Raw genomic sequence first — 21,496 nt, 5'->3', positions numbered from 1 at the left:
GCCATGACCAAGCTCGGCTCCCGCATCTTCAGCCGCCTGGTCATCCTCGTTCCCTATGCCTGGCTGGTCTTCTTCTTCCTCGTCCCCTTCGTCATCGTCTTCCGCATCTCGCTGTCGACCACCGCGATCGCGCAGCCGCCCTACGAGCCGGTCTTCCGGCTTGCCGACGGCATCGCCGGCATCGTCGACAACATCCGCCAACTGAGCTTCGACAACTTCATCTGGCTGACGGAAGACGCGCTCTACATCAATGCCTACCTGTCGAGCATCAAGATCGCCGGTATATCGACGTTCCTGGCGCTCCTGATCGCCTACCCGATCGCCTACGGCATGGCGCAGGCGCCGCGCACCTGGCGGCCGACCCTTTTGATGCTGGTGATCCTGCCGTTCTGGACGAGCTTCCTGATCCGCGTCTATGCCTGGATCGCGATCCTGAAGCCGGAGGGGCTGCTCAACCAGCTCCTCCTCAGCCTCGGCCTCATCAACGAGCCGCTGATCATCCTCAACACCAACTGGGCGATCTATATCGGCATCGTCTATTCCTACCTGCCCTTCATGATCCTGCCGATCTATTCGGCGCTGGAGAAGATGGACCATTCGCTGATCGAGGCCGCGCAGGACCTCGGTTGCCCGCCGATCAGCGCCTTCTGGAAGGTCACCTTCCCGCTGTCGCTCGCCGGCGTGGTCGCCGGTTGCATGCTGGTCTTCATTCCGGCTGTCGGCGAATTCGTCATCCCCGACCTGCTCGGCGGCTCGCAGACGCTGATGATCGGCAAGACGCTGTGGACGGAGTTCAACTCCAATCGCGACTGGCCGCTCTCGGCGGCGGTGGCGACGGTGCTTCTTCTCATCCTCGTGGTGCCGATCGTGTTCTTCCAGAACATGCAGGCGAAAGCCGAAGAGCGGGGGAAATAGCCATGACGAAATGGTCCCGGTTCAACATCGTCTCGGTCGCGCTCGGCTTCGCCTTTCTCTACCTGCCGATCGTGCTTCTGGTCGTCTTCTCCTTCAACGAATCCCGTCTCGTCACCGTCTGGGCAGGTTTTTCGATCAAGTGGTACGTCTCTCTCTTCAACAACCAGGGCCTGATGGACGCAGCCTGGGTGACGATCCGGGTCGCGCTCCTGTCGGCGACGATTGCCACCGTGCTCGGCACGATGGCGGCACTGTCGCTGGTGCGCTTCACCCGCTTCCGCGGCCGCATGCTGTTTTCCGGCATGGTCTACGCGCCGCTCGTCATGCCCGAGGTCATCACCGGCCTGTCGCTGCTGCTGCTGTTCGTGGCGATCGGCTTCGACCGCGGCTTCTGGACGGTGACGCTGGCCCATATCACGCTAACCATGTGCTTCGTCGCCGTCGTCGTGCAGTCGAGGCTGCTTTCCTTCGACCGCTCGGTCGAGGAGGCGGCCCTTGATCTCGGCGCCACGCCGCTTCGCACCTTCATCGAGGTGACGCTGCCGATCATCGCGCCTGCGGTGTTCTCCGGCTGGGTGCTGGCCTTCACGCTGTCGCTGGACGATCTGGTCATCGCGAGCTTCACCTCGGGCCCCGGGGCCACGACCCTGCCGATGAAGATCTACAGCCAGGTTCGCCTCGGCGTCACGCCGGAGATCAACGCAGCCTGCACGCTGCTGATCGCGCTCGTCGCCGTTGGCGTGATCATCGCCTCGATCGTGACCAAGCGGCGGGAACTGCAGCGCCAGCGCGACGAACACGCCGCCTTCGCGGGCACGTAGGACCGGTTCGTCTCGGCCGCCGCCGCCCCGCCGATCCCTGTCAGTTGGCGGGGATGCCCATCAGGATCGCCATCGGCGAGATGACCGGGGCCGGCCAGGTGCCGCTGACGAGGAAGTTGATGGCCGGTTCCGTCACGCTCACGTCGTCCTGCCTGTGCGGGGCCAGCGACCCTGCCAGTGCGATGCTGCCATGCCGGAAGGGGATCGTGCCGGAGATCGAAAGGGTCTTCTCGGTCCCCTCGAACGTCGCGCGGGTGATTTCGGCGAGACCCCGGTCTACGCGCCCTTCGATCGCCGCACTCGCAAATTCGAACGCGCCGTCTGCGGCCTCCGTCATGTTGAACACGCTGGCGCCGCGCGCGCGGTTTTCGAATTCCGGACGGTCGAACTCGGCAATGCTGCCCTGGTCGAAGCGCAGCCGGAAGGTTCCGACGAGGCCGGCGATGTCGAAGCGCGCAAACGGCTGCTCGGTGAAGAGGCTGAGGTCGGCCGACCCGCGACCGTTCGGCAGCGGTCCCGACAGGCCCGAAAGGCCGATCAACGCGCCGAGGTCGACGTCCCGCAAGGACAACTGCAGCTCCCCGCCTGGCTTGCGGTTCTGGTCCGTGGTGGCGACCTGTCCGCTCACGCTGCCGCCGAGCACGGTCCCGTCGCCGATGTCGAGCAATGTCTGGCCGCCGGACGTGCGAATGCCCGCGGCGAAATCGGTCAGCACAAGCGGCTCGAGCAACGCCTCCCTGGCGGAGAACCGCAGGTCCAGGTCCAGTCCGTCGATCTTCAGCGGGGGTGCGGGAAGGGGTGTGTCGCCCTCGCGCAGCACGGGCGCATAAGCGCCGATCATGGCCGCGAGGTCGACCTTGTCGAAGGCCAGTGTTCCCTCGAGTTTCGGCGTGCTCTTCGGCGGCAGGCTGACGTCCAGTATGCCGGTCGCGCGCGAATCCTGGATGTCGAGCACGAGCTTGTCGATCCGCGCGGTGTGCTCGCTGGTGGTGACGTCGCCCTCCAGCGTTATGGCGCCCAGCTTGGCGGCCGGTGTGAAACGCGTTCCGGTCCAGTCCAGCAGGCGGGAGAAGGAGGGGACGGCCAGTGCGATCCTGCCGGCTGCAAAGGCATTGCTCGACAGATTTGCGGTTCCGTCGAAATCGAGCTTCACCGGATCGGAATGCACCGAAAGACGAATGTCGGCGTCCTGGCCGTTCAGCAGGCGGGCAGGTGCGTCGGCGGCGAACTGCAACTCGGCCACCTCGCCGTTGATCACGCCCCTCAGCGAAATGTCGAGGTCCGACGAAAGCTTCGGCCACGCGATCTTCCCGGCCACGTCGCTGATACGATAGTGCTGGCCTCTTCTGCGGTCGTCGACGACGATCACTCCCTCGCGAACAAGCAGCGTGCCGAACTGCGGCAATGGAGCCGTTGTCTGCTGATCTTTGCGGTCGTCGGATAACGCCTGTTCGATCCCCTCGCTGCCGCGCCAGTTGAGCAGGCCGCTTTCGTCGCGGCGGATGTGAAAGAGCGGCCTGACGAGTTCGACGTCTCCGAGGTCCGGCGCTCCCAGGAGCGAGCCGAGTACGCTGAAGTCGACCGCGATCTGGTCGGCCGTCAGAAGATCGTCGCCATCGCCCGCCGGCGAGCCCGGATAGCGCAGCCGCACGTCTTCGAATGCCATATGCGGAGCGGGCCAGAAGCTGAAGCGCGGCGTGCCGCTGAATTCCAGCTCCGCACCGGTCCAGGCCGACAGGTTGGCTTCGATTTCGTCGCGGATCCTGTCGGAGGAAACGAGCGTAGGCCCGGCAAGGCGCAGGGCCAATGCCAGAACGACCATTGCCGCCAGCAGCCGCAACAGCAGCTTCGGCCGAAGGTATCGAAGAAGACCCATTGCGTTGTTTGCCCATTGCCCGGCGGATGTGCGTTCCGCTGCCGTGAGGGGATAGGCCCTCGTGCCGAAGAAATCAAATCCGGCGCACGCATAAATGGCGCATATGGCATCCTGGCGGCGGCCGTCCGGGCTTTATACTGCGACGCACCATGCTATAGAAAAGGCGTTGGAGTGGAGGAAGACATGATCGAGGAAAAGCCGCTTTGGGAACCGTCCCGCGAAGTGCTAGCCAGGAGCCCGATGGCGCTCTTCATGAACGCCTGTGGAAAAGAGGTCGGCCGGTCGTTCGACGGCTACGACGCATTCCATGCGTGGTCGGTGGAGGATCGCGCTGCATTCTGGTCGGCCGTCTGGGAGGATTGCCGGGTTATCGGTGATCGGGGGGAGCGCGCGCTCGTCGATGGCGACAGCATGCTGGATGCCCGCTTCTTCCCGGATGCGACGCTGAATTTTGCGGAGAACCTGCTGCGCGGTCGCGGCGATGGCGATGCGCTGATCTTCCGCGGCGAGGACAAGGTCTCCTATCGCTGGAGCTGGTCTCATCTGCATGCGATGGTATCGCGCCTGCAGCAGGCTTTTTCGGCGATGGGAATAGGCCAGGGCGACCGTATCGCCGCGATGATGCCGAACCTGCCGGAGACCATCGCCTGCATGCTGGCCGCAGCCTCGATCGGCGCCATCTGGTCCTCCTGTTCGCCCGATTTCGGCGAGCAGGGCGTCCTCGACCGCTTTGGTCAGATCGAGCCGAAGCTCTTCATTGCCTGCGATGGCTACTGGTATAACGGCAAGCTGCAGGACGTGGGCGCCAAGGTGAAAGCGGTTGCCGGCAGCCTCGGCGTGCCCGTGCTCGTCGTCCCCTATGCCGGCGATGCGCTCGCCGTGGCAGCGGCTGTCAGCGACGGCAGGACGGTGGCCGATCTGATCGCGCCCTATGAGGCGAAAGGCGTGACCTTCCTGCGGCTGCCGTTCAGCCACCCGCTCTCCATCCTGTTTTCGTCCGGCACGACCGGCGTGCCCAAGTGCATCGTCCATTCCGCCGGCGGCACCCTTCTGCAGCACCTCAAGGAGCACCGCTATCATTGCGGCCTGACGGAAGGCGACCGGCTGTTCTATTTCACCACCTGCGGCTGGATGATGTGGAACTGGCTGGCCTCCGGGCTCGCGGTCGGCGCCACGCTTTGCCTCTACGACGGCTCCCCCTTTCATCCCGATGGAAACATCCTGTTCGACTATGCGTCCGAGGAAGGCTTCGCCGTGTTCGGTACGTCGGCGAAGTACATCGACGCCGTGCGCAAGGGCGGGCTGACGCCGCGCACCAGCCATGACCTGTCGAAGCTCCGGTTGCTGACATCGACCGGATCGCCGCTGTCGCCGGAAGGCTTCAGTTTCGTCTACGAGGGTATCAAGCCGGACGTGCAACTGGCCTCGATCTCGGGCGGCACCGACATCGTCTCCTGCTTTGTCCTCGGCGTGCCGTTGAAGCCGGTCTGGCGCGGCGAGATCCAGGGGCCGGGTCTCGGCCTTGCGATCGATGTGTGGAACGAGGAGGGTCGGCCCGTGCGCCAGGAAAAGGGCGAACTGGTCTGCACGAAGGCCTTTCCGTCGATGCCGGTGATGTTCTGGAACGACCCGGACGGGGCGAAGTACCGGGCCGCCTATTTCGACCGCTTCGACAACATCTGGTGCCATGGCGACTTTGCCGAGTGGACGAGCCACGGCGGCATCGTCATTCACGGCCGCTCGGATGCCACGCTCAATCCGGGCGGCGTTCGTATCGGTACGGCTGAGATCTACAATCAGGTCGAGCAGATGGAAGAGGTGGCCGAGGCGCTCTGCATCGGGCAGGACTGGGACGACGACGTCCGGGTGGTCCTGTTCGTCCGCCTGGCGCCTGGCCTCGTGCTCGACGAGGCCCTGGAGAAGGCCATCCGCACGCGCATCCGCACCGGCGCCTCTCCGCGCCACGTGCCGGCGAAGATCGTCGCCGTCGCCGACATCCCGCGCACAAAGTCCGGCAAGATCGTCGAGCTCGCCGTGCGCGAGGTCGTCCACGGGCGCCCGGTGAAGAACAGGGAGGCGCTCGCCAATCCCGAGGCACTGGCGCTCTACGCCGATCTGCCGCAGCTGAAGGACTGATAAAGCCGGATCTAAATAAGCTACTGGCTGCGTTAACGAATTCGGGCCGCTCGAATTAACCAAACTCAAGGAGATGTGAATGGTTCCGGCCGTTTGAATGTCGTCGGGTAAGGATTTGTTAAGGTGGAAACGGCCATGGTCGGTTCGACTTGAGCACGTCCAATGCGAGGACGGTTCGGCGGCCAGGCCGCCTTGATGGCATGACGTCTTACTCTGACGCTTTAGTTGGACAGCATCGAACTTTCTTGAGGGCGGCCGAAAGGTCGCCCCTTTTTTATCGCCCGCCGTTGGTCGCGTTCAGGGAACGCGACACGAGGAACACCGGGACGAGCCCTGCCGCGACGATGATGATCGCGGCGACCGAGGCATCCTCCACCTTGGACCGCGAGGCATCCTCGTAGACGAGCGTCGCCAGCGTGTTGAAGTTGAAGGGCCGCAGCATGATCGTCGCCGACAGTTCCTTCATCGCCTCGATGAAGACCATCAGCGCCGCCGTCAGCGTGGCCGGTCGCATCATCGGCAGCAGCACGCTGCGCAACGTCTGCGCGCTCGTCCGCCCGAGGGTGCGGGCGGCCATGTCGAGATGCGGCGACAGCTTGTGGAAGCCGGCATCGATCGTGCCTTCGGCCATGGTCAGGAAACGCACGGTGCAGGCGTAAACGATCGCAACGCCGCTGCCGGTCAGAAGCAGCCCCGTGGAGAAGCCGAACCATTCGCGCGTGAAGGATGCGACCGTATTGTCGAGGCGGGCGAGCGGTATGAGCACGCCTATCGCAAGCACGGTGCCAGGCACGCCGTAGCCGAAGGAGGCGAGGCGCCCGGCGAGCGCTGCCACCGGCGAGCGGGTCGTCCGCGCCGCATATGCCAGCAGGAATGCCAGCAGGACCGCGACGCAGGCCGTGGAAAACGAGATCAGCACGCTGTTCCAGAGCGCCGAGAGCAGGCGCAGCGAGGCGAACTGGTCGAGGCGGCGCAGCGCATAGGAGCCCAGCACCAGCACGGGTATGGCAAAGCCGAGCGCCGGCGGCAGCAGGCAGGCGACCACCGCCGTCCAGCGCTTCCAGCCCTTGAGCTTCAGGCGCACCGAATCGGCCACGGCTGCCGTCGTCTTGTTGCTGGTGAAGCGCTGCCTGCGGCGCGCGGCGCGCTCGATCGTGAGCAGGACAGCGACGAAGACGAGCATGACGCACGCAATCTGCGCAGCACCTGCAAGGCTGCCCCGGTTCAGCCAGGTGTCGAAGATCGAAAAGGTCAGCGTCTGCACGCCGAGATATTCGACGGCGCCGATGTCGTTCAGCGTCTCCATGGCCACGAGCGTCAATCCCACCATGATCGCCGGGCGCGCCATCGGGATCTGCACCTTGGCGAAGACGGTCAGCGGCCCGGCGCCGAGCGTGCGCGCCACGTCGGCCGCCGCCCGCCCCTGCATCAGGAACATCGCCCGCGCCGCCAGGTAGACGTAAGGGTAGAGGACGCTGGCCATGACCAGGATCGCCCCGCCGGTGGTGCGCACCTCGGGGAACCAGTAATCCCGCCGCGTGCAAAATCCGAAGGCTGCGCGCAATGCTGTCTGCACCGGGCCGGTATAGTCCAGGAACTGCCCGAAGGCATAGGCGGAGAGATAGGACGGGATCGCCAGCGGCAGCACCAGCAACACGGTCAGCAGGCGGCGCAACGGAAACTCGCAGCTCGCCGTCAGCCAGGCGGTGATCACGCCCGTCACCGCGGTCGCCGTCGCCACGCCGAAAAGCAGCCCGAGGGTGCGCAGCGTGGCGCGTGGCAGGACGTTGTCGATCAGGTGCGGCCAGTCGCTGGCCGATCCGCTGGCCGCGATGGCGACGATGGCGATCAGCGGCATCAGCACGATCAGGGCCGTGAAGAGGGCGGTGGCTACGAGCGTGCGGTGTCCGTTCACGCCCGGCCCGCGAGCGGCCTTGGGATGGGCAAGGCTGGAAAGTGCCTGCAATGCTGTCGTCCTCTCGTCCGCCCGGCCCCCGCGAAAGACCTGTCGTCTTAAGATGTTGCAGCGATCTGGCCGGAGGAGCCTGTCACCATGTCCATGCGACGTGATCGGCCCGCGCTGTCCTGCACTAGCGCAATCGTCTCACACTGCCAAGACGCGCGGGGAGGGAAAGGTGACTTCCACGAGCGTGCCCTCGTTGGGGCTGGAACTGATGGCGAAGTGCGCCCGGTTGGCGTCGACCATCGCCTTGGTCAGCGGCAGCCCGAGCCCGGTGCCGTCGCCGCGCTTGCGCGCGCCCGTCGTGACCTGCCGGAACGGCTTCATCGCCTGCTCCAACTCGCTGCGCGTCATGCCGACGCCGGTGTCGCGGATGCGAAGCACGACGCTGCCGTTGTTCTCGTAGGAAGTCGACACGACGATCTGGCCGCCGGACGGCGTGAAGCGGATCGCGTTGGCGAGGATGTTGAGCGCGATCTGCTTGATCGAACGCAGGTCCGCCACCACCGGCGGCACGGAGGTCGACAGCGACGTGCGGATGATGACGCGCTGCCCATTTGCTTGCGGCTGGACCAGGGACACGGCCTCCGACACGGTCTCGTTCAGGCCAACGGAGGAGAAGTCGAGCTCCATCTCGCCGGCTTCGATCTTGGAAATGTCGAGGAGATCGTTGACGATGTCGAGCACGTGCCGCCCCGAGCGGCCGATGTCGTTGGCATATTCGACGTAGCGCGGATGGCCGATCGGCCCGAAGCGTTCGCCTGCCATCATATCGGAGAAACCGATGATCGCGTTCAGCGGCGTGCGGATCTCGTGGCTGACGCGGGCGAGGAAATCGCTCTTGTGCGCATTGGCCGTCTCGGCTGCACGCTTGGCGTTGCGCAGCTCTTCTTCCGTGCGCTTCCACTGCGTGATGTCGCGGATGACCGCGCAGTAGCCGTTGGAGGAGGAAAGGCGCCCCATCGTCATGAACAGCGGAATGAACCCGCCCGAAGCCTCGCGACCGATCACCTCGCGGCCGTCGTTCAGGACGCTCGCGACCCCGTGGCCGGCCAGCCCGGCGAGATAGTCGATGACCGCCTTCTGGCTCTCATGGGCAAAGAGGATGGCGAACGGCTTTCCGCGGATCTCGCCCTCGTCATAGTTGAACAGGGCGCTGCCCGAGCGGTTGATCGAGCGGATCTCGCCTTCCTGGTCGACGATCACGACGCCATCCGTGGCGGTCTCCAGGATCGAGCGCAACTCGCTCGCCTCGTCACGCAGGGCCTCGAGCGTCTCCTCCTCGTCGTCCTCGGGTAACGTGCCACCTGCCTTGGCCTCGGTGCGCGCCTGGACAGCGGCCTTGTCCGCCGGCGACGGAACGGGCGAGGCGGCCGGCGAAAGGGCCAGCATCAATGCGGTGCCGCTCTCCCAGCGGATCGACTGGAGCCGCGCATTGACGGCCATCGGGGTTTTCGCGTCCGCATGCCGCAGCAGCATCGTCCCGTCGGGTGCGGCGTCTTCCGCCGCGGGACGATCGAGCAGGACGGCGAGGCCGCCGGCGCCTTCCAGCGCATCCAGCGAGGCAAAGCCGGTCAGTTCCAGGAATTCCGGGTTGGCGTGGATCAAGAGATCGCCGGCGTGGATCAAGAGCGCGACGGGCAGGGCATCTACGACCGATGCGGTGAGCCCGTAGTCCATGGCCGTGCGCCGCCCGGTGATCGAGACGCTCTTGGCGGGTACGTCGTCCGCATGCTCGCCGACCTCGAGGCCGGGAATTTCGTCCCGGTCCTCCGGCGGCACGTCGACGGATGCCGAAGCCGCCATCTGTCCGCCATCGATATCGTTTCGCTCTTCGTGTAAGGTGGGCGATGGCGCTGTGTCGCCGGGCGCAGCTTCGCCGTCGCCCGAGGCGGCAGGAACTTCGCCGGATCGACGCTTGCCGAAGGTCTCTCCCAGTTGGCGTGCGATCTCGCGGAAGGCGGCCTGCTCGCCGGTCGTCAGCGCGCCGACGCGGCCGCGGCGGTTGTCCAGCTGCACGACCTTCTCGGAATGGCGCCGCACTGAGGTGTCGACCAGCCGCAATGCCGGGCGCTCGCCGCGGAAGTCGTCGTCCGCATGACTGTCCGTCCCGGTTCCGGGCGCATCGTCCCCCAGCCCATCGTCCTCCAGCGCGCTGTCGGGTGCATCGTCGTCGCCCGTCTCGGCGCCCGCCGTGGTGTCTTCGGCAACTGGGACCCCTCCCTCGGCCTCCTCCGCCAGAAGTTCGTCAAGCACGGACGGGGCGGGGGCAGGAGCCGTTTCGTCGCCGAAGGTGTCGGGGTCGGCGGATGGCGGAGCCTCGGCTTCGTCGTGCTCCGCGGCAATCCCCGCTTCCGTTTCCGCTTCCGCCGCGCCTGCGATCGCAAGCCCGAGCGCGTTCTCGTCCTCGATCGCGTCGGCCGTCCGGACGATGCCGAAGCCGCGAAAGCCGTCGAATTCTCGGGTCCGCGAATAGGTGGGAAGGGCGGCGAGATCGACCGGGACGCGCAGGCGCGTGCCCTCGACGGGCCAATGGATCGTCTTGCCGGACCAGGTGTCGCGCCGGCGCAGTAGCTCGGCGATCGTGCCGTCCCTGTCGAAGCCGAAGCGCTGCGCAACCTCGGCGAACGGCAGGCCGATGACGTCGGCCGCCTGAGGTCCGACCACCTCGGCAAATTCGCCCGAAAGTTCGCTGAAATGCCCTTCCGCATCGATCTTCCAGACGAAACGGACCGGGCGCGACGCCCGCTCGAAGGGGGCGAACGACGCGGCGGCCGGATCGGCGGTCGCAGCAGACGTCGCTGCCTCGGCAGACGCGTTCGTCTCCGCCATCGCGCTGTCGTCCTCCGCCTCGGCGGGCAGGGCAGCGGGAGCGTCGCCGGGACCGATATCACCGACGTCCCTCTCATCCGGTTCGCGGTCCGCCGAAGCGGCAATCTCGCCGTCCGGCAGGTCTGCTGCGGCACGCTCTTCCGCCTCGTGGCCCGGTTCGTCTTGTCCGTCCGCCGGGACTGCGGGTGCGGCAGCGGACGGGATTGCCTCATCCGCGGGAACGGGCGCCTCGATCTCGGCCGCGGTCGCCGCGTCCTGCTCGTGATCCATGTGGCCGAGGATGGTCTCCACTGCGAAGAGCAGGTTAAGCGCGGGATCGACCGAGATCCGGCCGAGCGCTGCCGGCAGCAGGCCCTTGCCGGTCGGAACCGGGCGCTTTACCAGCCCGTCGCTCTCCCGCCGCGCCGCCGCGACCATCCGCCGGCGCGCGTCCTCGCTGATGCCGAGGGCCGCGAAACCGGAGGATGCGGCAAGAATATCGCCCTCGCCGTCGAGCACGGCCATGTGCGTGTCGGGGTCGTCGAAGCCGGTCAGCAGCGAGGCCGCGCGCTCGGAAATCGGCTCGCCCTTGCCGGCAGCCGGCGTGCTGAACAGGACCGCATCCTGCCCCGGCGCCAGCGAAATGCGCTCCACATGGGCGCTCACCGGCAGGCCGCGATAGCCGGTGCCGATCCGCAGCAGGAGGTTGCGCCCAAGTCCGCTCTGCCCGAGTTGCCGTGCTGCGGTCTGGAGCTGCCGGAAGACCACGTCGCCTTCCGGCACGGGCGCATCCAGGAAATCGTAGATCGAGCCATGGCCGAACAGCGCCGCCCCGCGGCCGTTGCTCCACAGCACCTGGCGCATGTCGATCGAAAACAGCACCACGGCCTCGCCGCGGGCAAACGGCAGGCGCACGCGTTCGTGGACGGCGACATCGATAAAGGGGTACTGATGAGCGGACATCGGCAGCCTGACATGAGTTGACGGCGGCCACCGCCGCACGCTTAACGCTTTATTAATAGCGGCGCGCCCGCGCAGGGTCCAGCTTTGCGCCCGGCTCGCTCCCCGTCTTTCCGGCGGCAGGGTTAACATTGTGCGCCGCACAATTATGTTGCAATGCACAATAAGATCGTATATAAGCGCCTCATCACTATAGAGCGGCCCTCACGACGAGGGCCGAACCAAGGACGATCGAAATGGCAACCAAGAAGACTGATGATGTATTTTCCCTTGCCGCATTCGACCCGGCAAAGGTCTCCGAGAGCTTCCGCGACTTCGCCGAAAAGGGCGCCGCCCAGACGAAGGACGCCTATGCCAAGCTGAAGACCGCCACCGAGGACGCGACCAAGGTGGTCGAGGCCACCCTCGAAAGCGCCCAGGCCGGCACGGTGGAACTCGGCCTGACGGCGATCGACGCGCTTCGCATCAATGCCGAAAACTCGCTGTCCCACATGGAAGCGCTGCTCGGCGTGAAGTCCGTGTCCGAACTGTTCGAACTGCAGACCGCCTTCCTGCGCAAGCAGGCCGAAGTCGTGGTAGAGCAGGCCAAGACCATGCAGGAAGCCACCCGCAAGGTCGCAGAGAAGGTCGCCGAACCCGGCAAGTCTGCCGCCGAAAAGGCGCTGAAGACCTTCAAGGCCGCCTGATAGCGCGGTCCTGGCCCGGCCGCGCGCAGCGCCGGCAGGGCATTGGAAATACCAGAAAGGGCTGGACGCATCGTCCGGCCCTTTTTAGTATGCAAAGGGGCAACAAGGGGCTTGCAATATCCGCATCGCCCCCGTATGTGAGCCCCCAAGCGCGATCAGCGCTCGTGTGCGGTTGTAGCTCAGTTGGTTAGAGCGCAGGTTTGTGGCACCTGAGGTCGAAGGTTCGATCCCCTCCAACCGTACCATTTTTTCTTGATATCCCTTCCCTCGTCCCGATGCGCGCGTTCGCGAAAGTGCCGCGCATTCCCCGCAAGAGACTGTCTTTCCGGTCGGTTTACCATGCCGCTCCACCGCGCGTTAAGGCGCCGGCGGCATATTAGATGTGCTGCATGAGGCAGCGCCAACGGCAACAAGGCAATGATATGCTTGATCTCTCCGTGCTGACCCCGCTCGTCATCGTATCCGTCGCAGTCTACCTGTTCTTCCGCTGGGTGGTCTTTGACATGAACGGGCGCTCCTAGGTCCTGACCCCCAGTAGGCCCCCGGACGCGACACCGTTCAGCGCGGCTCCCCGTTCCTACACGAAGATCGACTGCTCGCTCTCGACCAGCTCCTGCACGAATGCCGTGACCGTGCGCACCCTCGCGAGGTCCCGGGCGCTTTCATGGAAGGTGGTCCAGTAGGCGCGGCGGATCGTCGTCTCCGGCAGGATGCGGACCAGGTCCTTATCCTGCCGGGCGATGTAGTTGTGTAGGATGCCGATGCCGGCGCCCGAACGCACGGCCTCCGTCTGGCCCGTGGCGCTCGAGATCTCGAAGGCGGCGTTCCAGTTGCGCATCACTTCCCCGGTGAAGTCGAGCGAGGCGGTGAACAGCAGGTCCTCCACATAGCCGATCCGGCGGTGGTCCTTGAGCGCCTCGATATCCTCCGGCGCGCCGCGCTCGGCGAGATAGCTGCGGCCCGCATAGAGGCCGAGCGTATAGTCGGTCAGCTTGGAGGAGACGAGGCGGCCTTGTTCCGGGCGCTCCAGCGTGATCGCGATGTCCGCTTCGCGCTGCGACAGCGAGAAGGAGCGGGGCACCGGCACGAGCTGGATCTTCAGCTCGGGATGGCGTGCCGTCAGCCTGCCGAGCCGGGGTGCCAGAAACGACACGCCGAAACCGTCCGGCGCGCCGATGCGCACCGTTCCGGCGACCGCGGCGTCGATCCGGCCGATCTTCTCCTGCGCCGACAGCATCTCGGTCTCCATCCGCTCGGCGGCATGCAGGAACACCTCTCCCTCCGCCGTCAGGTCGCAGCCGTTCGTCCGCCGGACCAGAAGCCGCGTCTTCATCTCCTTCTCCAGGGCGGTGACCCGGCGGCTGAGGGTGGCGTGGTTCACGCCGAGGCGGCGGGAGGCGGCAAGCAACTGCCCGGTCCGGGCCACAGCCAGGAACATGCGCACGTCGTCCCAGTTCATCGTTTCGCCTTCTCCGATCCCGCGGGCTATAATTCTTGCACAACGGTTGCTTACATCAGGCGATTGTGTTGAGCAATTTGTAGTGCGATCATCTCTCCATAAACAGCGGAGGATATCCCATGCGCGAGATCGGACATTTCATCGGCGGCAAGCACGTCGCTGGCAGGAGCGGCCGCACGGCCGACGTCTTCAACCCGGCGACCGGAGAGGTCCAGGCCAAGGTTGCGCTTGCGAGCGACGCCGAGCTTGCCGCAGCCGTCGAGGTGGCCAAGGCCGCCCAGCCCGCCTGGGCCGCGACCAACCCGCAGCGCCGCGCCCGCGTCTTCATGAAGTTCGTCCAGCTCCTGAACGACAACATGAACGAACTGGCCGAGCTGCTGTCGAAGGAGCACGGCAAGACGGTCGAGGATTCCAAGGGCGACGTCGTCCGCGGCCTTGAGGTCTGCGAGTTCGTCATCGGCATCCCGCATCTCGCCAAGAGCGAGTTCACCGAAGGTGCCGGCCCGAACATCGACATGTATTCGATCCGCCAGGCCGTCGGCGTCGGCGCCGGCATCACCCCGTTCAACTTCCCGGCCATGATCCCGATGTGGATGTTCGCACCCGCGATCGCCTGCGGCAACGCCTTCATCCTGAAGCCGTCCGAGCGCGATCCGTCGGTGCCGCTGCGGCTGGCCGAACTGATGATCGAGGCTGGCCTGCCGGCGGGCATCCTCAACGTCGTCAACGGCGACAAGGCTGCGGTCGATGCGATCCTGACACATCCGGATATCTCGGCCGTATCCTTCGTCGGGTCGACGCCGATCGCCCGCTACGTCTATGGCACGGCTGCGATGAACGGCAAGCGCGCCCAGTGCTTCGGCGGCGCCAAGAACCACATGATCATCATGCCGGACGCCGACCTCGACCAGGCTGCAAACGCGCTGATGGGCGCGGGCTACGGCTCCGCCGGCGAGCGCTGCATGGCAATCTCGGTCGCAGTCCCGGTCGGCGAGGAAACCGCCAACCGCCTGATCGACAAGCTGACGCCGATGGTCGAAAGCCTCCGCATCGGCCCCTACACCGACGATAAGGCCGATCTCGGCCCGGTCGTCACCAAGGAAGCCCAGGCGCGCATCCGTGGCCTGATCGACCGCGGCGTCGAGGAAGGCGCCAAGCTCGTGGTCGACGGCCGCGACTTCAAGCTCCAGGGCTACGAGGACGGATACTTCGTCGGCGGCTGCCTGTTCGACCACGTCACCCCGGACATGGACATCTACAAGACCGAGATCTTCGGCCCGGTCCTGTCGGTCGTCCGCGCGAAGAACTATGAGGAAGCGCTGTCGCTGCCGATGAAGCACGAATACGGCAACGGCGTCGCCATCTACACCCGCGACGGCGATGCGGCCCGCGACTTCGCCAGCCGCATCAACATCGGCATGGTCGGCGTCAACGTACCGATCCCGGTGCCGCTGGCCTATCACTCCTTCGGCGGCTGGAAGTCCTCATCCTTTGGCGACCTGAACCAGCACGGCACGGATTCGATCAGGTTCTGGACGCGCACCAAGACGGTCACGAGCCGCTGGCCGTCGGGCATCAAGGACGGCGCCGAATTCGTCATGCCGACGATGAAGTGAGGCGATGATGCGGGGCAGGGGGCGCATGCGCCCGGCTCTGCGCTGCTTGGTGAAAATGAAAACGGCGGCCCAAGGGCCGCCGTTCCTGTTTGCGATGGGTGCCGCCTGGCTTACATTTCCGGCCCTTCGTTGTAGCCGACCTTGTCGACCAGTTCGGAGGCCTTCTTGCGGTTGGCAGCGATGTCGGCGAGCGGAAGGGTGGCCGGCTTGATGGTGCCGAAGGCCTTGACGACGTCCGCCGGTTCCTTGCCCGGCATCACCGGATATTCGAAGACCTGCTCGGCATAGATCTCCTGCGCCTCGCCGGAGGCGAGGAAGTCGACGAGCTTCTGTGCGTTTTCCTTGTTCGGGGCATACTTGGCCATCGCCACGCCGGAGATGTTCACATGCGTGCCGCGGTCGTCGGTGTTGGGGAACAGCACCTTGATGGCATTGGCCCAGTCCTTCTGCTCCGGCTCCTTTTCGTTCGTCTGCATCAGGCCGACATAGTAGGTGTTGCCGAGGGCGAGATCGCACTCGCCGGCGAAGATCGCCTTGGCCTGGTCGCGGTCGCCGCCGTCGGGCTTGCGGGCGAGGTTGTTCTTCAGCCCCGTCAGCCACGTTTCGGTTTCCGCCTCGCCGTGCTCGGCGATCATCGAGGCGATCAGGCCGATATTGTAGGAGTGCTGGCCGTCACGCGTGCAGATCTTGCCCTTCCACTTCGGATCGGCCAGTTCCTCATAGGTGATTGTGTCCTGGGAGACGCGGTCCTTCGACGCGTAGACCACGCGTCCGCGGGTGGTCAGGCCCACCCAGCCGCCGTCCGGATCCCGATACTGGGCCGGAATGTCGCTGTCGACGACGGCGCTCTTGATCGGCTGGGTCACCCCGCCGTCCTTGGCTTCGGTCAGGCGGCTGATGTCGACGGTCAGGATGATGTCGGCCGGCGAGTTCTCGCCTTCCGCCTGGATTCGCTCGACCAGGCCCTTGTCGAGGAAGAGCACGTTCGTCGCAATCCCGGTCTCTTCCGTGAAGCGGTCCAGCAGCGGCTTGATCAGGTCCGGCTGCCGATAGGAGTATATGTTGACTTCGCCGTCGGCCAACGCGGGCACGGCCGTTCCTGTCGTAAGCGCAACAGCCAGCGCGTATCGTCTCAAGTTGGTCACGGGTATCCTCCTTTTTTCTGGACTGGAGCAGTCACCTTTAGTCCGGTACCCTGCCAAGTCAACACGTGACCCAGCGCTAACATGAATTTGATTTTCCGCTTTTTTGAATTGTTCCAAACTACGATCCATCCTATATGTAGATTCAATCGAACGGATTTGGAGCCGGCAATGCGCCTGACGAAGCAGACTAACTACGCCGTGCGGATGCTGATGTACTGCGCGGCGAATGAAGGCAAGCTGAGCCGGGTTCCGGAGATCGCCAGGGCATACGGCGTATCGGAGCTGTTCCTCTTCAAGATCCTGCAGCCGCTGACCCGCGCCGGGCTGATCGAGACGGTGCGCGGCCGCAACGGCGGCGTCCGCCTGCCGAAGGCGGCCAGCGCGATCACCCTTTTCGACGTTGTCCGGGTGACCGAGGATTCCTTTGCGATGGCCGAGTGTTTCGAGGCTGGCGAGGTGGAGTGCCCGCTGGTCGACAGTTGCGGGCTGAATGCGGCGCTTCGCAAGGCGCTGAACGCCTTTTTCGACGTCCTGCAGCAGTACACGATCGACGATCTCGTCAAGGCGCGCCCCCAGATCGGCTTCCTTTTGGGCCTCGAGGAAACGGCGGCCCGGCGCCAGCCCGCTGCCTGACCACACGGTCCTGAATGAACAAAGGCCCGCTTCGGATGCTCCGAGCGGGCTTTTTCGTTGTGCCGGAACGGTTGTCTATTGGGCCGCGCGGATGTCCTTGCCGACAAATTCCTGGATGATGAAGCCTATGGCGGTCGGGTCCAGCTCCGCCTTGTCGATTCGGAAATCCACGCCGTAGTCGTCGATGCTCTGGAAATAGGCGTCCGTGATGGAGGACGAGATCACGCCGATCGGGCCGATGTAACCGTTCTGCCGAAGCTCGGGCACGGTTTCGCGGAAGTCGGCCTGCGGCTGCAGGCGATTGTCCATCAGGATCAGGTCGAGCTGCGGCTCGGCGGACCGGATGAATGCGAGCGCGGCCTCCACCGTCTCGACGTAGTGCAGCTTGATCGTGACGTTGGTGACCTTGCGCATCACCGCCCGCATGATCACGTTTTCCGCGGGATCGTCGTCAACGAGCAGGATGTTTACTGGGACTGTCATGACGAACTCGGGTTGATCTGGTGCTCGATGCTGTCGCCAGAGCGATAACTGGCGGCGGCGCGAAGCAACTGTTGGCCGAACTGCCGGATTCTTCTTCTTCCAGCTCGATGCGACTTTGGTTCAACCTGAGACACTTCACAACCCCCGGCCCTGTGATTGCCTGCCCTGCGTTGCTTTACCCAAGGGATATTGGGTTATCAGAGAATGATCTGCTCCCGGATCGCCTTTGCGACCATCTGGGTGCGGTTGACGACATCGAGCTTCTTCAGGATCGTTGCCGTGTGCGAGTTGACCGTGTGCTCCGAGACGGAGACGATCAGTGCGATCTCGCTGGCGGTCTTTCCATAAGAGATCCAGCGCAGGATTTCGGTCTCGCGCGGCGTGAGGCCCATGCCCGTCCTGACGGAAAGGACGGCGCGGTGGAAATAGTCGAACACGCAGTTCGCCTCATAGCAGAGCTCGACATGCTGCTGGCGTGCGATGTCTCCGTTGTCGCCCAGAAAGATGACCGCGTAGCGCGCGCCCGATGTCGCCTGCAACGGCACGACGACCGCGAGGTCGAAACCGAGATGGACGAGGAGGCTGTGTTCCGCATCGTCGCCCGAGGCGCCCTGGTCCCGGGCGCGCCAGACCGTCGGGATGACGGAACGGCGCAGGCTCTTGCAGATGTCCGATTCGCTGAAGCGGTGCCGCTTGTCATAGGTCTCCGCGAGGCCGGCGGACAAATCGTGCAGGACGAGCTTGCTGGAGAAATTGCTTCCCTCCATCTCGGCTGCAACCTGGAACAAGCAGAAGTGCTCGAACCCGTATCGCAAGGCGATGCCGTGAAACAATCGGAAGAAGTCGACGCGATTGAGAGCCTTGTCCAAATCGCCTTCGAAGTCGTACCGACGATGCTGCTGAGAGAGTGCGGCCACGCGGTTCCCCAGATTTCTGCCGCGGAGTCTAGCGTTGCTGGCGGTCGGGGCAAGACTTATCACGCCATCTTTACCGTCGGCCAACGCATTTTCGCCTTTTTTGGGATTATCGGCCGATGGGAACGTGATGGATGCCGAACGGCGACGCCGCATGGCATGCGCCATTGCCAGCTGTAGGGTACATCCGCTAAAATTGGCGCCGAAAAACCTGTGTTGGAGGATTTTTCTCTACTGTTTTACATCTGGATAAATTTATTAGCGGGCTTATTGCATTCCTGCGACAAATATCGTTCCATCCGCGCAAGGCCGGGGCCCCGCGGCTCCCGAGACCGAAAACACGAGAATAAGAAGCAAAATCTGGGAAGCACGCTATGAAAAAGCTGACAACTCTCCTTGCCGCCACGGCACTTGCCTCGATGATGGCATCCGCCGCCTGGTCGAAGACATTCGTTTATTGCTCGGAAGCGTCACCGGAAGGTTTCGACCCCGGTCTCTACACCGGCGGTCAGACCTTCGACGCGGCCGCGCACACGGTCTATAACCGGCTGGTGGAATTCAAGCGCGGCACGACCGAAGTCGAGCCTGCGCTGGCCGAGAGCTGGGAAATCTCGGCGGACGGCACCGAATACACCTTCAAGCTGCGTCCGGGCGTGAAGTTCCAGACGACCGAGTATTTCACGCCGACGCGCGAACTGAACGCCGATGACGTCATCTTCTCGTTCGAGCGCCAGTACAAGGAAGACAATGCCTGGAACAAGTACGTTCCGGGTGCGTCCTGGGAATACTTCTCCGGCATGGGCCTGCCCGATGTCATCGACAAGATCGAGAAGGTCGACGATCTGACGGTCAAGATCACGCTGAAGCGCCCGGAAGCGCCGCTGCTGGCGAACCTCGGCATGCCCTTCATCTCGATCGTGTCGAAGGAATATGCCGACAAGCTTCAGGCTGACGGCAAGATGGAGCTGATGAACCAGCAGCCGCTCGGCACCGGTCCCTTCACCTTCGTCGCCTACCAGCCGGACGCTGCAATCCGCTACAAGGCCAACCCGGACTACTGGGGCGGCAAGCAGCCGATCGACGATCTCGTTTTCGCGATCACGACCGATGCTGCCGTTCGCGCGCAGAAGCTGAAGGCCGGCGAATGCCACCTGATGTCCTATCCGAACGCAGCTGACGTCGCCGAGTTGAAGGCCGATCCGAACCTGCACATCTCCGAGCAGGCCGGCCTCAACGTCGCCTACCTCGCCTACAACACGCTGGTTGCGCCGTTCGACAAGGTCGAGGTCCGCAAGGCCCTCAACATGGCGATCAACCGGCAGGCCATCGTCGACGCGGTCTTCCAGGGCGCGGCAACCGTCGCCAAGAACCCGATCCCGCCGACCATGTGGTCGTACAACGATGCCGTCGAAGACGACAAGTACGATCCGGAAGCGGCCAAGAAGATGCTCGAGGACGCCGGCGTTTCGGGCCTCAAGATGAAGATCTGGGCCATGCCGGTTGCTCGTCCCTACATGCTGAACGCGCGCCGTGCCGCCGAGCTCATGCAGGCTGACCTTGCCAAGATCGGTGTCGAGGCCGAGATCGTCTCCTACGAATGGGCCGAGTACCTCAAGCTCTCCTCCGCCAAGGACCGCGACGGTGCGGCCATCCTCGGCTGGACGGGTGACAACGGCGACCCGGACAACTTCCTTGACACCCTGCTCGGCTGCGATGCCGTGGGCGGCAACAACCGCGCGCAGTGGTGCAACAAGGAGTTCGACGACCTGATGACGAAGGCGAAGGCAACCTCCGACGTTGCCGAGCGCACGAAGCTCTATGAAGAGGCCCAGGTCATCTTCAAGCGCGAAGCGCCCTGGAACACGCTGGACCACTCGCTCGCCGTCGTTCCGATGAGCAAGAAGGTCTCGGGCTTCGTCCAGTCCCCGCTTGGCGACTTCGTCTTCGAAGGCGTGGACATCGCCGAGTAATATCGGCTACGAGAACGGCACGCCGCAAAGAGCGTGCAATGGCCGGCGGCTCGAGGACATTCGGGTCGCCGGTTTTCCAATAAGGGATCTGGCTCCCATGCTACGCTTCATACTCGGACGGCTCGCCGTCCTGATACCCACGTTCCTCGGGGTATCGCTCATCGCTTTCTCGTTCATCCGCCTTCTTCCCGGCGACCCGGTCATGCTGATGTCCGGCGAGCGGGTGATGTCGCCCGAACGCCACGCCGAACTGATGAACCAGCTCGGCCTCGACCGCCCGATGTACATCCAGTACTTCGACTATCTCGGCGGGCTCGTCACCGGCGATTTCGGCAGCTCGATCGTCACCAAGCGTCCGGTGCTCGATGACTTCCTGCAACTGTTCCCGGCGACGCTGGAACTCTCGCTCTGCGCCATCATCGTTGCCGTGTGCCTCGGCATTCCGGCGGGCGTGCTGGCGGCGGTGAAGCGGGGTTCCTGGATCGACCAGACCGTCATGGGCGCCGCCCTGATCGGCTATTCCATGCCGATCTTCTGGTGGGGCCTGCTGCTGATCATCTTCTTCTCCGGCTATCTCGGCTGGACCCCGGTCTCGGGACGCATCTCGCTGATGTACTTCTTCCCGCAGGTCACCGGCTTCATGCTGATCGACAGCCTCCTGTCGGGGCAGGCCGGCGCCTTCAAGTCGGCGGTCACCTACCTGATCCTGCCGACGATCGTGCTGGCGACGATCCCGCTCGCCGTCATCGCGCGGCAGACGCGGTCGGCCATGCTCGAGGTTCTGGGCGAGGACTATGTCCGCACCGCACGGTCGAAGGGGCTGGCGCCGCTGCGCGTCGTCGGCATCCATGCGCTGCGCAATGCCATGATCCCCGTCATCACCACGATCGGCCTGCAGGTCGGCGTGTTGCTCGCCGGCGCGATCCTGACCGAGACGATCTTTTCCTGGCCGGGCATCGGCAAGTGGATGGTGGATTCGGTGTTCAAGCGCGATTATGCGGTGGTTCAGGGCGGGCTGATGCTGATCGCCGGCGTCATCATGCTGGTCAATCTCATCGTCGATCTGCTCTACGGGTTCATCAACCCGCGGATCCGGCACTAGGAGGTGGCT

16 protein-coding genes and 1 tRNA gene are annotated in these 21,496 nt (G+C 64.5%); 10 read left to right on the top strand and 7 right to left on the bottom strand.

Features of this window, described 5'->3' with window-relative positions; genetic code table 11:
* Positions 1 to 3: 3 nt before the first annotated feature.
* The gene (locus GGQ64_RS21900) at positions 4 to 915 is read left to right on the top strand and encodes an ABC transporter permease subunit (RefSeq protein WP_183807470.1); all 912 of its coding nucleotides are present in this window, start codon (positions 4 to 6) and stop codon (positions 913 to 915) included.
* Positions 916 to 917: 2 nt separating this feature from the next.
* Positions 918 to 1,736, top strand: coding sequence for an ABC transporter permease (locus GGQ64_RS21895; RefSeq protein ID WP_183807469.1), 819 nt, complete (start codon positions 918 to 920; stop codon positions 1,734 to 1,736).
* 40 nt (positions 1,737 to 1,776) lie between these two features.
* On the opposite strand, the gene GGQ64_RS21890 is transcribed toward GGQ64_RS21895, so the two are convergent.
* Positions 1,777 to 3,612, bottom strand: a complete 1,836-nt coding sequence (locus GGQ64_RS21890; RefSeq protein WP_183807468.1) for an AsmA family protein — start codon at positions 3,610 to 3,612, stop codon at positions 1,777 to 1,779.
* Positions 3,613 to 3,795: 183 nt separating this feature from the next.
* Here GGQ64_RS21890 and GGQ64_RS21885 point away from each other — a divergent pair, with 183 nt between their 5' ends.
* Positions 3,796 to 5,748, top strand: a complete 1,953-nt coding sequence (locus GGQ64_RS21885) for an acetoacetate--CoA ligase (protein ID WP_183807467.1) — start codon at positions 3,796 to 3,798, stop codon at positions 5,746 to 5,748.
* A gap of 274 nt (positions 5,749 to 6,022) precedes the next feature.
* Here the strand turns inward: GGQ64_RS21885 and GGQ64_RS21880 are convergent, their stop codons facing one another.
* Together GGQ64_RS21880 and GGQ64_RS21875 are read right to left on the bottom strand one after the other, a co-directional pair.
* Complete coding sequence (locus tag GGQ64_RS21880; protein WP_183807603.1) at positions 6,023 to 7,606, bottom strand: ABC transporter permease; 1,584 nt, start codon at positions 7,604 to 7,606, stop codon at positions 6,023 to 6,025.
* Positions 7,607 to 7,852: 246 nt separating this feature from the next.
* Positions 7,853 to 11,482: an ATP-binding protein gene (locus tag GGQ64_RS21875; protein WP_183807466.1), complete on the bottom strand. Its 3,630-nt coding sequence runs from the start codon at positions 11,480 to 11,482 to the stop codon at positions 7,853 to 7,855.
* 233 nt (positions 11,483 to 11,715) lie between these two features.
* Here GGQ64_RS21875 and GGQ64_RS21870 point away from each other — a divergent pair, with 233 nt between their 5' ends.
* The gene (locus GGQ64_RS21870) at positions 11,716 to 12,165 is read left to right on the top strand and encodes a phasin (RefSeq protein WP_183807465.1); all 450 of its coding nucleotides are present in this window, start codon (positions 11,716 to 11,718) and stop codon (positions 12,163 to 12,165) included.
* 168 nt (positions 12,166 to 12,333) lie between these two features.
* Positions 12,334 to 12,410 (top strand) — tRNA-His (locus GGQ64_RS21865).
* A 332-nt stretch (positions 12,411 to 12,742) separates the two neighbouring features.
* Here the strand turns inward: GGQ64_RS21865 and GGQ64_RS21860 are convergent.
* Positions 12,743 to 13,624: a LysR family transcriptional regulator gene (locus tag GGQ64_RS21860; protein WP_183807464.1), complete on the bottom strand. Its 882-nt coding sequence runs from the start codon at positions 13,622 to 13,624 to the stop codon at positions 12,743 to 12,745.
* A 119-nt stretch (positions 13,625 to 13,743) separates the two neighbouring features.
* Here GGQ64_RS21860 and GGQ64_RS21855 point away from each other — a divergent pair, with 119 nt between their 5' ends.
* On the top strand, positions 13,744 to 15,240 hold the full coding sequence (locus GGQ64_RS21855) for a CoA-acylating methylmalonate-semialdehyde dehydrogenase (RefSeq protein WP_183807463.1): 1,497 nt from the start codon (positions 13,744 to 13,746) through the stop codon (positions 15,238 to 15,240).
* 110 nt (positions 15,241 to 15,350) lie between these two features.
* Here GGQ64_RS21855 and GGQ64_RS21850 read toward each other — a convergent pair whose 3' ends face one another.
* On the bottom strand, positions 15,351 to 16,385 hold the full coding sequence (locus GGQ64_RS21850) for a Fe(3+) ABC transporter substrate-binding protein (protein WP_183807462.1): 1,035 nt from the start codon (positions 16,383 to 16,385) through the stop codon (positions 15,351 to 15,353).
* 168 nt (positions 16,386 to 16,553) lie between these two features.
* Between GGQ64_RS21850 and rirA the strand changes: the two genes are divergently transcribed.
* Entirely contained in the window at positions 16,554 to 17,018 is a 465-nt protein-coding gene (rirA, locus tag GGQ64_RS21845) for an iron-responsive transcriptional regulator RirA (RefSeq protein ID WP_183807461.1), read from the top strand.
* A gap of 75 nt (positions 17,019 to 17,093) precedes the next feature.
* Here rirA and GGQ64_RS21840 read toward each other — a convergent pair whose 3' ends face one another.
* Both GGQ64_RS21840 and GGQ64_RS21835 read right to left on the bottom strand, forming a co-directional pair.
* Positions 17,094 to 17,501, bottom strand: coding sequence for a response regulator (locus GGQ64_RS21840; protein WP_183807460.1), 408 nt, complete (start codon positions 17,499 to 17,501; stop codon positions 17,094 to 17,096).
* Positions 17,502 to 17,698: 197 nt separating this feature from the next.
* On the bottom strand, positions 17,699 to 18,289 hold the full coding sequence (locus tag GGQ64_RS21835; protein WP_343059544.1) for a helix-turn-helix transcriptional regulator: 591 nt from the start codon (positions 18,287 to 18,289) through the stop codon (positions 17,699 to 17,701).
* Between GGQ64_RS21835 and GGQ64_RS28225 the strand changes: the two genes are divergently transcribed.
* From GGQ64_RS28225 to GGQ64_RS21825, 3 genes are all read left to right on the top strand, one after another.
* Positions 18,230 to 18,595 (top strand): hypothetical protein, encoded by a 366-nt coding sequence (locus tag GGQ64_RS28225; protein ID WP_343059546.1) that lies wholly within the window; start codon positions 18,230 to 18,232, stop codon positions 18,593 to 18,595. The genes GGQ64_RS21835 and GGQ64_RS28225 overlap by 60 nt on opposite strands.
* Before the next feature lie 194 nt (positions 18,596 to 18,789).
* Positions 18,790 to 20,385 (top strand): ABC transporter substrate-binding protein, encoded by a 1,596-nt coding sequence (locus tag GGQ64_RS21830; protein ID WP_183807458.1) that lies wholly within the window; start codon positions 18,790 to 18,792, stop codon positions 20,383 to 20,385.
* Positions 20,386 to 20,482: 97 nt separating this feature from the next.
* Positions 20,483 to 21,487: an ABC transporter permease subunit gene (locus GGQ64_RS21825; RefSeq protein ID WP_183807457.1), complete on the top strand. Its 1,005-nt coding sequence runs from the start codon at positions 20,483 to 20,485 to the stop codon at positions 21,485 to 21,487.
* The last annotated feature ends 9 nt before the right edge of the window (positions 21,488 to 21,496 follow it).

It is taken from the genome of Mycoplana azooxidifex (assembly GCF_014196765.1).
GTDB lineage: Bacteria > Pseudomonadota > Alphaproteobacteria > Rhizobiales > Rhizobiaceae > Mycoplana > Mycoplana azooxidifex.
Note: the sequence above shows the minus strand (reverse complement) of the source record. Positions and strands in the feature narration are given on the sequence as shown.